8 protein-coding genes are annotated in these 11,012 nt (G+C 34.5%); 5 read left to right on the top strand and 3 right to left on the bottom strand.

Going from position 1 to position 11,012, the window contains the following annotated elements; all coding sequences use genetic code 11:
• Positions 1-272: 272 nt before the first annotated feature.
• From infB to rimP, 3 genes are all read right to left on the bottom strand, one after another.
• Positions 273-3,221, bottom strand: coding sequence for a translation initiation factor IF-2 (gene infB, locus J7E44_RS13745; protein ID WP_214830781.1), 2,949 nt, complete (start codon positions 3,219-3,221; stop codon positions 273-275).
• A 79-nt stretch (positions 3,222-3,300) separates the two neighbouring features.
• A complete protein-coding gene (gene nusA / locus J7E44_RS13740) occupies positions 3,301-4,536 on the bottom strand; it encodes a transcription termination factor NusA (RefSeq protein ID WP_172282359.1) in 1,236 nt (411 codons plus the stop codon).
• A 16-nt stretch (positions 4,537-4,552) separates the two neighbouring features.
• Positions 4,553-5,020: a ribosome assembly cofactor RimP gene (gene rimP / locus J7E44_RS13735; protein ID WP_214830779.1), complete on the bottom strand. Its 468-nt coding sequence runs from the start codon at positions 5,018-5,020 to the stop codon at positions 4,553-4,555.
• A gap of 215 nt (positions 5,021-5,235) precedes the next feature.
• On the opposite strand from rimP, the gene J7E44_RS13730 reads away from it, so the two are divergent.
• The 5 genes from J7E44_RS13730 to J7E44_RS13710 all read left to right on the top strand — a co-directional run bounded on the left by J7E44_RS13730 (position 5,236) and on the right by J7E44_RS13710 (position 11,011).
• The gene (locus tag J7E44_RS13730) at positions 5,236-6,549 is read left to right on the top strand and encodes a UDP-glucose dehydrogenase family protein (protein WP_214830777.1); all 1,314 of its coding nucleotides are present in this window, start codon (positions 5,236-5,238) and stop codon (positions 6,547-6,549) included.
• Between the two features lie 165 nt (positions 6,550-6,714).
• Positions 6,715-7,794, top strand: a complete 1,080-nt coding sequence (rfbB, locus tag J7E44_RS13725; RefSeq protein ID WP_214830775.1) for a dTDP-glucose 4,6-dehydratase — start codon at positions 6,715-6,717, stop codon at positions 7,792-7,794.
• A gap of 17 nt (positions 7,795-7,811) precedes the next feature.
• The gene (gene rfbA, locus J7E44_RS13720) at positions 7,812-8,675 is read left to right on the top strand and encodes a glucose-1-phosphate thymidylyltransferase RfbA (RefSeq protein ID WP_214830772.1); all 864 of its coding nucleotides are present in this window, start codon (positions 7,812-7,814) and stop codon (positions 8,673-8,675) included.
• A 172-nt stretch (positions 8,676-8,847) separates the two neighbouring features.
• The gene (locus J7E44_RS13715; RefSeq protein ID WP_214830771.1) at positions 8,848-9,696 is read left to right on the top strand and encodes an ABC transporter permease; all 849 of its coding nucleotides are present in this window, start codon (positions 8,848-8,850) and stop codon (positions 9,694-9,696) included.
• A 61-nt stretch (positions 9,697-9,757) separates the two neighbouring features.
• On the top strand, positions 9,758-11,011 hold the full coding sequence (locus J7E44_RS13710; RefSeq protein ID WP_214830769.1) for an ABC transporter ATP-binding protein: 1,254 nt from the start codon (positions 9,758-9,760) through the stop codon (positions 11,009-11,011).
• Position 11,012: the final 1 nt, after the last annotated feature.

Raw genomic sequence — 11,012 nt, 5'->3', positions numbered from 1 at the left:
TATGTTAATAAATATTAACACTTACAAGTTTTGAAGGTCGTGGTAAATATCCCGTTTACTTTCAATTACGATTAATAATATGTCAAAACCACTTGAATTTAACAAAAAATAACATTTGTCTTTTTTATAAAACAAATATTTTACTTTTCAAAATATTTTTAACAAATTTTTATCATCTTAAAAAATATTATTTAGAATAATTATAAATTATATTTTTGAAAACAAAAAAGACCACTTTGAGTAAAGTGGTCTTTTTTTCTATAAATAGTGAATTATTTCAACTTTTTCTTAACGGCAACTTCTTCATAAACTTCAAGAATATCACCAATTTCAATGTCATTGTAACCTTTTAAGTTCAATCCACATTCGTATCCTTTCGTTACTTCTCTTACATCATCTTTAAAACGTTTTAAGCTTTCCAGTTCACCGTCGAATTTAACGATACCATCTCTTAAAACTCTTACTTTTCCACTTCTTGTAACTTTTCCTGAAAGAACCATACATCCTGCAATTGTTCCAACCTTCGAAATCTTAAATACTTCTCTGATCTCAACATTACCAATTACCTGTTCTTTAATTTCTGGAGAAAGCATACCTTCCATTGCTTCTTTAACCTCATCAATAGCAGCATAGATCACAGAGTATGTTCTGATCTCAATCTCTTCTTTATCTGCTAATTCTTTAGCATTACCACCAGCTCTAACATTAAATCCAATGATGATAGCATCTGATGCGGTAGCAAGGTTCACATCAGATTCAGTGATCTGACCAACCCCTTTATGCAAGATATTTACACTGATTTCTTCAGTAGAAAGTCTTTGTAACTGATCTGAAAGTGCTTCAACAGAACCATCCACGTCACCTTTTAAGATGATGTTCAATTCTTTGAATTCACCCAGTGCAATTCTTCTTCCAAGTTCTTCAAGCGTAGTGTGCTTCTTAGTTCTTATTGAAAGTTCTCTCTGAAGCTGCTCTCTCTTATTAGCGATCGTTTTAGCTTCTCCTTCATCTTCATATACTTTAAACTTATCACCTGCAGTAGGAGCTCCATCTAAACCTAAAATAGTAACCGGAATTGATGGACCTGCTTCCGTAAGATTTCTACCCCTTTCGTCAAGCATTGCTTTTACCTTACCATGGTTTTTACCTGCCAGTACATAGTCACCAACTTTTAAAGTTCCTGTTTGTACAAGCATGGTAGCAACATACCCTCTTCCTTTATCTAGTGAAGCTTCAATAACAACACCTTGAGCATTTCTATCTGGATTAGCTTTTAGATCAAGCATTTCTGCCTGAAGTAATACCTTCTCTAATAGAACATCCATGTTATTACCAAACTTTGCTGAAATTTCCTGTGCCTGAACATTTCCACCCCATTCTTCAACTAAAATATTCATACCAGAAAGTTGCTGACGAATATTATCAGGATTTGCAGATGGTCTGTCAACTTTATTCAATGCAATAATCATTGGTACACCTGCAGCCTGTGCGTGAGAAATAGCTTCTCTGGTTTGAGGCATTACATCATCATCTGCTGCAATTACAATAATTGCAATATCCGTGATCTGAGCACCTCTGGCTCTCATTGCAGTAAATGCTTCGTGACCCGGTGTATCTAAGAATGTTATTCTTTGTCCATTTTCCAGTTTCACGTTATAGGCTCCAATATGCTGTGTAATACCTCCTGACTCACCAGCAATAACATTTGTTTTTCTGATGTAGTCAAGTAGGGACGTTTTACCGTGGTCAACGTGTCCCATTACCGTTACAATTGGTGCTCTCGGAGAAAGATCCTCCTCTGTATCCATATCCTCTTCAGACTCTACCTCTTCCAGGTCTGCATCTGAGAATTCAATTTTATAACCAAATTCATCTGCAACTAATAACAACGTATCAGCTTCAAGTCTTTGGTTCATTGTTACCATAACTCCTAATGAGAAACAAGCAGAAATAACTTCCGTTGGTGAAACATTCATTAAACTAGCTAATTCACCTACTGTAATAAACTCAGTAACTTTTAATGTTCTGTCTTGAGCATCAATTTCCTGCTGACGTTCATCTTGTTCTCTACGGTAAGTTCTCTTATCTTTTCTATGCTTAGCAGACTTAGATTTACCTCCTTTATTTGTTAATTTCTCAAGGGTTTCTTTAATCTGGTTCTTAACTTGTTCATCAGTTAATTCAACAGGCATAGTTCTCTGCCCAGGTCTGTTGTTATTGTTTCCACCCGGACCTTTTTTGAACCCTCCTCCTTGACCTGGAGGACGACTTCCCTGATTGTTATTATTATAAGGACGGTTTCCACCTGGCCCACCTTGTCCTTGAGGACGGTTACCACCAGGCCCACCTTGACCTTGGGGACGATTCTGACCGCCTCCCTGGCTATTGTTATTACCACCACCTTGTTGGTTGTTTCCTGTATTCTGTTGATTAGGACCACCAGGTTTTTCTATTCTTTTTCTTTTCTTTTTCGCCCCTGAATTTGGCTTTGGAGCAAATTGAGTTAAGTCAATTTTCTCACCAACAATTTTAGGACCGTCTAATTTTTGATAAACTGTTTCAATTTTCTGAGGCTCTTGAGGCTGCTCATCATTTTTTTTAGGCTCTTCTTTCACCTCAGCAATTGGTTTATTTTCAGTTTCAACAACTGGTTTCGGAGTTTCTTTCACAACTTCAATTGGTTTTTCTTCAGCTTTTTTCTCCTCCACTTTTGGTTTATCTTTTTTAACAGGTCTGTTTCTGGTTTCTATTTGAGATAAATCAATTTTATCCAGAACTTTAAATTCCTGTTTTTCGGGAGCTGCTTTAACTTCAGCTTCCGGTTCTGGCACTACCTCTTCCTTCTTCTCTTCAACAGGAGCCACAGGAATAACAGGAGCATCAGAAGTTTCTTCAACTTCAGGTTTTTTAGAATCCAAATCTATTTTACCTAAAATCTTAGTTTCTGGTTTATTAGCTTTAGCTCTTATTACTTCAGGGGTTTTCTTTTCTTCAATTTCCAGTTTTTCTTCTGGAACCTTAATGATCACCACCTCATGGGAAGCTTTACGTTGTTCGCCATCCTTGGCAAACTCAGCCTCCAATGCAGAATATGCCGCTTCTTCTAATTGAGCGTTAGGATTGTTTTCAACCTCGAAATCCTTTGACTGTAAAAACTCTACTAATCTGGACATCGAAATGTTGAATTCCTTAACCGCTTTATTTAATCTTATTTTTGGCATTTATATTATTTACTATTTTTTTAATTCTTAAAATTAAAGTATTTCTTTTTTACTTTTTGTTAAAATTTATTCAAAAATCTTAATCTTCAAATTCTTCTCTCAGAATGCGTTTTACATCTTCAATAGTTTCCTCTTCCAAGTCAACCATATTTAAAAGACTCTCAGTATCTTTATCTAATACCGATTTCGCAGTAGTAAGACCTACTTTCTTAAATTCATCCAAAATCCACTGCTCGATATCGTCATTAAATTCTCTCAAATCAACATCGTCATCCTCGCTAGACTCTCTATATACATCAATTTCATATCCTGTCAACCAAGAAGCCAATCTGATATTCTGACCTTGTTTTCCGATTACCTTAGAAATTTCTTCTACAGGGGTATAAACTAATGCATAGCTACTGTTCTCATTGATGTCAATTTTATTGATAGTAACATTTCCTAATGCTCTTTTCACTAAAATTTCAGGATTCTTAGACCACTGAATAACATCTATATTCTCATTTTTCAACTCTCTTACAACTCCATGAATTCTGGATCCTTTAACACCCACACAAGCACCAACCGGATCAATTCTATCATCATAAGCATCTACTGCAATTTTTGCCTTTTCTCCAGGAATCCTTACTACTTTTTTCAGCATGATCGTTCCATCTTGGATCTCAGGAATTTCAAGCTCCAATAGTTTTTCAAGAAACTTAGGTGCAGTTCTTGAAATAATGATCTGCGGCTTAGATCCTTTAAAATCTACTGATTCAACAATAGCTCTGATATTTTCACCTTTTTTAAAGAAGTCTGAAGGAATCTGATTTTCTTTTGGTAAAATAAATTCATTTCCCTCATCATCCAACAAAATTACATGTTTGTGACGAATATGGTGAATCTCTCCAACTACAATCTCTCCAATTCTATCTCTGAACTGCTCATACAACATTGCATTATTGTGCTCCTGCAGTTTTGTAGCTAAAATTTGCTTTAAAGTTAAAATATTCCTTCTTCCTAATTGTGCAACAGGAATTTCCATCGTGAAATCTTCACCTACTTCAAAAGTCGGGTCGATTTTTTTTGCTTCAGAAATCTCAATTTCCAAATCATCATCTTCCGACATTTCATCCTCAACAATTGTTTTATTTAAAAATATCTGAAAATCTCCTTTATCGGGGTTTACAATTACATCAAAATGATCATCTGAATCAAATCTCTTTCTTAAAAGAGTTTTCAGTGAATCTTCAATAATTGCCATAAGATCAATCTTACTGATCCCTTTTTCGTCTTTAAAATCACCAAAGGATTCAATCAACGCTATATTATCCATTTATTCTTTTTTCTTTTTAAAATTTAATTACTACTAATGCCTTTTTAATCTCAGAGTAAGGAATTTCCTTTTCCTCTTCCACATCTACCTTACCTTTTCCAATATCTTTTGGTTTACGGTAACGCAAAACAAGTGTGATTTTCTCTTCATCCACTTTTGACAATTCACCCTCAATTTTAGAAGAATCTTCAAGTAAAATCTCAATCTCTCTTCCTATATTTTTGTTAAACTGCCTTGGAGTTGACATTGGCTCACTTAATCCAGCAGACATTACCTGAAGGCTAAAATCATGCTCTTCGCGATCCATATTGAACTCTATTGCACGACTTGCATCAAGACAGTCCTGCAAAGAAACTCCATTATCACCATCTAAAATCACCGTAATATCATCCCCCGCAGAAATCTTTAAATCAGTAAGAAATAAATCTTTTCTGGTCTCGAGGAATCCATTTAATAATTCTTCAATTTTCTTTCTAAACTCCATAAATTTTATGCTTGATCTACAGTACGAAAAAAGGCTTTCTTCCGAAGCCTTCCCATTTTTTTCCGTAAATCCTCTGCAAATATAATATTTTTTTTCTAAAAAAGCAAAATCATCTTATTATCAGATAAATAACCATAGGATCTATTAACATTAAATTTAAAGAGGTGTTGAAAGTATTTTTATTATTTTTGTCCTGAATTTTAAAAACATACATTTTGAATATAACAATTGTAGGAACGGGTTATGTAGGATTAGTTACAGGAACTACCCTTGCAGAACTTGGCAATTCAGTATACTGTGTTGATATTGATGAAAAGAAAGTAGAAGGTATGAAAAACGGCATTGTTCCCATTTATGAGCCGAACCTTGAAGAAATGTTCCACAGAAACATTCAATCCCAAAGATTATTTTTCACCACCGATTTAAAGGAAGCGTTAGACAAAAGTGAAGTTGTATACCTCGCACTCCCTACCCCTCCGGGAGAAGATGGTTCAGCGGATCTGTCCTATGTACTTGGTGTGGCTAATGACATTGGAGAAATGATGGCAGAATATAAAGTCATCGTTAATAAAAGTACGGTTCCTGTAGGAACTGCAGATAAAGTAAGAGAAGTGATTTCTTCAAAAACAGACATTTCTTTTGACGTTGTCTCTAATCCAGAATTTCTGAGAGAAGGTTTTGCTGTAGAAGACTCAATGAATCCTGCGAGAGTAGTGGTAGGATCAAGTTCTGACAGAGCAAAGAATATCATGTCTAAAATTTACCAACCATTTACCAATACTGGGATTCCAATTATTTTCATGGATGAAAAATCATCTGAACTTACCAAGTATGCCTCAAATTCTTTCTTAGCGGTAAAAATTACTTTTATGAATGAGATCGCCAATTACTGTGAAAAAGTAGGTGCTGATGTAGATAAAGTGAGACTGGGAATGGGAAGTGATGATAGAATTGGACACCGCTTTTTATTTCCTGGAATCGGATATGGGGGAAGTTGTTTTCCTAAAGATGTGAAAGCTTTAATAAAATCCGGAAAGCAAGAAGATTTTAATTTTCAAATTTTAGAAGCAACCGAAAATGTAAACATTGCTCAAAAAGTAATTTTGGTTTCGGAAATTGAAAAATACTTTGACGGAAACCTTAAAGGAAAAAAAATAGCAGTATGGGGATTAGCCTTTAAGGCAAATACAGATGACATCCGCGAAGCATCTTCTTTAGATAATATAGATCTTTTATTGAAAAAGGGAGCCGAGATAGTTGCCTATGATCTTGTCGCAGAAAATAATGTTCAAAAGATCATTGGGAATCAAATTCAATATGCAAAAACAATGTATGAAGCTTTAGAAGAAGCAGATGCATTATTTATTGCAACAGAATGGCCGGAATTCAAAAATCCAAATTTTGAACTTATGGCAGAGAAGATGAAAAACAAGGTTATTTTCGATGGAAGAAATATGTATCCCTTGGAAGTCCCTAAGCAATATGGATTCTATTATAAAAGTATAGGAAGACAAACGGTACTTAATTAATGAATTCAAAAATAACACACGCTATTCTTTACCAGTATATAGGCTACTGCTATAACATTAACATTTAAGAAAAAGAACAAGTCTATACATTATATTATAGATGGTGTAAAATGTATCTTAATACTTTTACTATCTTTAACCTTTAACTTTTTTCAAAATATTAAAATGAAAAATATAATCATCACAGGAGGAGCAGGTTTTATCGGCTCTCATGTTGTAAGAGAATTTGTAAAAAATAATCCCAATACAACAATCATTAATCTTGATGCTCTTACCTACGCAGGAAATCTGGAAAATTTAAAAGATATCGAAAACGAACCCAATTATATTTTCGAAAAAGCAGACATAACAAAACCTGAGGAACTAAGAACGGTTTTTGAAAAATATAATCCGGATGCCGTAATACATTTAGCTGCTGAAAGCCATGTAGACAGAAGTATTACCGACCCTATGGCATTTATCAATACAAACGTTAATGGTACTGCCAACCTTCTTAATCTATGTAAAGAATTCTGGACCTTAAATCCAGATCATACTCATGGGAGATTTCCAAACGAACCCAGACAAAACTTATTCTATCATGTTTCTACTGACGAAGTATATGGAAGTTTAGGCGAAACAGGATTTTTTCTGGAGACAACAGCTTATGATCCGCAGTCTCCTTATTCCGCTTCTAAAGCAGCGTCTGACCATTTAGTACGAGCATATGGAAATACCTATGGTATGCCTTTTATCGTTTCTAACTGTTCAAATAATTATGGCCCAAATCATTTCCCAGAAAAGTTAATTCCGCTTTGTATTTTTAATATTATCAATGAAAAGCCATTGCCTATTTATGGAGATGGGAAATATACAAGAGATTGGTTATTTGTAATTGATCACGCAAGAGCTATTCATCAGATTTTCAATGAAGCTAAAACGGGAGAAACCTATAATATCGGAGGCTTTAACGAATGGCAAAATATTGATTTGGTAAAAGAACTGATCAGTCAGATGGATTCTAAACTTGGAAAACAAGAAGGTTATTCCGAAAAGCTGATCACTTTCGTAAAAGACAGACCGGGACATGACAAACGTTACGCTATTGATGCTACAAAACTGAACAAGGATCTGGGCTGGGAACCATCTGTAACTTTTGAACAAGGATTATCAAAAACTATTGACTGGTATCTTGAAAACAAGGAATGGCTTGAGAATGTAACTTCCGGAGATTATCAGAAATACTACGAAAATCAATATAATTAATTTATAAATACAAACAGATGAAAGGTATTATCCTTGCCGGAGGCTCCGGAACAAGACTTTATCCCCTTACAATTGCCGTAAGTAAGCAGTTGATGCCGGTTTATGACAAACCAATGATTTATTACCCCCTCTCAACATTATTATTAGCCGGAATTAAAGACATACTTATCATTACTACCCCTCATGATCAGGAAGGCTTTATTAAACTTTTAGGAGACGGCTCTCAGATAGGCTGCAATATAGAGTACATGGTCCAGCCAAGCCCCGATGGTCTGGCACAAGCATTTATCCTTGGAGATTCTTTTATTGGAAATGATCCTGTAGCATTAGTGCTTGGGGATAACATTTTTTATGGCTCAGAAATGGGAACTTTATTAAAAAACAAAACAAATCCTGATGGAGGTGTTGTTTTTGCTTACCATGTTTCTGATCCCGAAAGATATGGTGTTGTAGAATTTGATCAGGATTTCAAGGCTGTATCTATAGAAGAAAAGCCTGTTCATCCAAAATCAAATTATGCAGTTCCTGGTTTATATTTTTATGACAATGAAGTTGTAGAGATCGCTAAAAACATACAACCCTCAGCTCGTGGCGAGCTCGAAATCACAGATGTAAACAATGTCTATCTTAAAAAAGGAAAACTTGAAGTTGGTGTTTTAGACAGGGGAACGGCCTGGTTAGACACAGGAACATTTGACTCTCTTCATGATGCCTCAGAGTTTGTAAGTGTTATTGAAAAAAGACAAGGCTTCAAAATTGGATGTATTGAAGAAATTGCATTCAGAAATAAATTTATTGACGAGGAGAAGCTTTTAAACACGGCTTTAAAATATGGGAAAAGTGGGTATGGAAAATATCTCACTCAACTTGTAAACAAATAATTTTTACCATAGAAATTTATAAAGCTGTTGTCTTCATTGGTTACAGCTTTTGTTTATAATAATAAATATCAATATATTAGTTATTATTTTTGGTTTTTACATGAATAACAATTCATAATATCTGGAACTATGAGAAAATTAATTATTGTAAATTTGCATAAACTTAACACAAATGATTGAACCACAACAAAAGTGGACAGAAACAATTGAAGCTAATCATTCTCTCTTTGATTTAAAATTCAAAGAGGTATGGAGATATAAGGATCTTATTTATATGTTTGTAAAGAGAGACTTTGTATCCAGCTTTAAACAAACCGTGCTTGGACCCATATGGTTTTTTATCAATCCTATTTTTACAACAATTACCTATTTAATTGTTTTTGGAAGAATAGCCAAATTACCAACTGACGGAGCTTCACCTCTACTTTTTTATCTGGCTGGAATTACGCTTTGGAACTACTTTTCAACTTCATTAACGGGTACATCCTATACCTTCGCCGGAAATGCAGGCATCTTTGGAAAAGTTTATTTTCCAAGATTGGTAACTCCTTTATCAATTGTAATTTCCAACCTAATGAGGTTTGGTGTACAATTCATACTATTTATAATGGTATGGGGATATTATTTCGCAAAAGGAGAAGCACATCCAAATATCTGGATACTTGCTACCCCCTTCCTGGTTATTCTTATGGCGCTTTTTGCATTAGGTGTGGGAATGATTTTTTCTTCTCTCACAACAAAATATAAGGATTTGAATATGCTTCTTGGATTTGGTGTAAGTTTATATATGTATGCTACCCCAGTTATATATCCGACATCTTCACTTCCTGCAGGTTTCAAAAGCCTGGCTTATTATAATCCTTTGACAGGTATTTTCGAATGCTTTAAATATGCATGGCTGGGTGTTGGAAATTTTTCTCCACTCATGCTAGGAATCAGTACGGGCATAATCCTGGTACTTCTAGCGATAGGAACTGTTATTTTTAACAGGGTTGAAAAAACTTTTATGGATACTGTATAATTAAAACAGTAAAAAACTGTTAGAATTTATAGTAGAAGTCTAATTCTTTAAATTAAAAAATATGCTGGCTTTAAAAGCTGAAAATATATCAAAACAGTACCGCTTAGGACAAGTGGGTACAGGAACTCTTACTCATGATCTAAATAGATTCTGGTATAGAGTAAGAGGCAAAGAAGATCCCTATTTAAAAATTGGAGACACCAATGACAGAACGACAAAAGGCGATTCTGAATATGTATGGTCACTTCGTGATATCGACTTTGAAGTAGAACAGGGAGATGCTGTTGGAATCATTGGCAGAAATGGAGCTGGTAAATCTACTTTATTAAAACTTTTAAGTAAAGTAACTAAACCTACCACAGGCAAAATATACACGCAAGGAAGAATTGCATCATTATTGGAAGTAGGAACTGGATTTCATCCTGAAATGACGGGCCGGGAAAATGTTTTCCTAAATGGTGCTATTTTAGGAATGACGCGTAAAGAAATCAAGCGCAAATTTGATGAAATAGTAGATTTTTCTGGTGTTGAAAGATATATCGATACCCCAGTAAAAAGATATTCTTCGGGGATGTATGTGCGATTAGCCTTTGCCGTTGCGGCCCATCTTGAATCAGAAATTCTTATCGTAGATGAAGTTCTAGCTGTTGGAGATGCCGATTTTCAAAAAAAATGCCTTGGAAAGATGGGTGATGTTACGAAAGGAGAAGGAAGAACTATTCTTTTTGTAAGCCATAATATGACCGCTATAAAAGAACTTTGTAAAAGTGGACTTTTATTAAATCAGGGGCATCTGGATTATTCTGGAAATATTCTACAAACTATTACAGAGTATCAAAAAAATGCAGAAAGACAAAGTAGTTATATCCATGAGGGTTCTCTGGAGACAGCTTTAGGAAATGAAAATATCAGGATATTGGAATTCTCTACGAAACCAATACAAGGACCATTTCTAGATATTGAATCTGGGATTAAAATAAGATTGAGATTTTATAATTTCAAAGAGAATATCAATCTGGATACTACATTCGAATTGAGAACCTATGAAGAAGCTGTAGTTTTTCATACGGGAGCCTTCGTAGCAACAAACAACAGTTCCCGAAAAAAAGAATATATAGTAGAATTTGAAATTCCTTCCAATCTTCTTAATGCAGGAAATTATTATTTCAAATTAATTTTCGGGGAAGATCAAAAAATCCCTCTTTATATAGCCAATGAAATTATAGGTTTTGAAGTTGAGAATGTTAAACGTGGTACTAATATAAATTCTCTACCGGGAATTATTAGACCAGATTTTAAATATGATATAAAATAAC

The sequence above is a fragment of the Chryseobacterium sp. ISL-6 genome (assembly GCF_018613715.1).
GTDB classification, from domain to species: Bacteria; Bacteroidota; Bacteroidia; order Flavobacteriales; family Weeksellaceae; genus Chryseobacterium; species Chryseobacterium paludis.
This window is presented reverse-complemented; position numbering and strand designations above follow the sequence as displayed.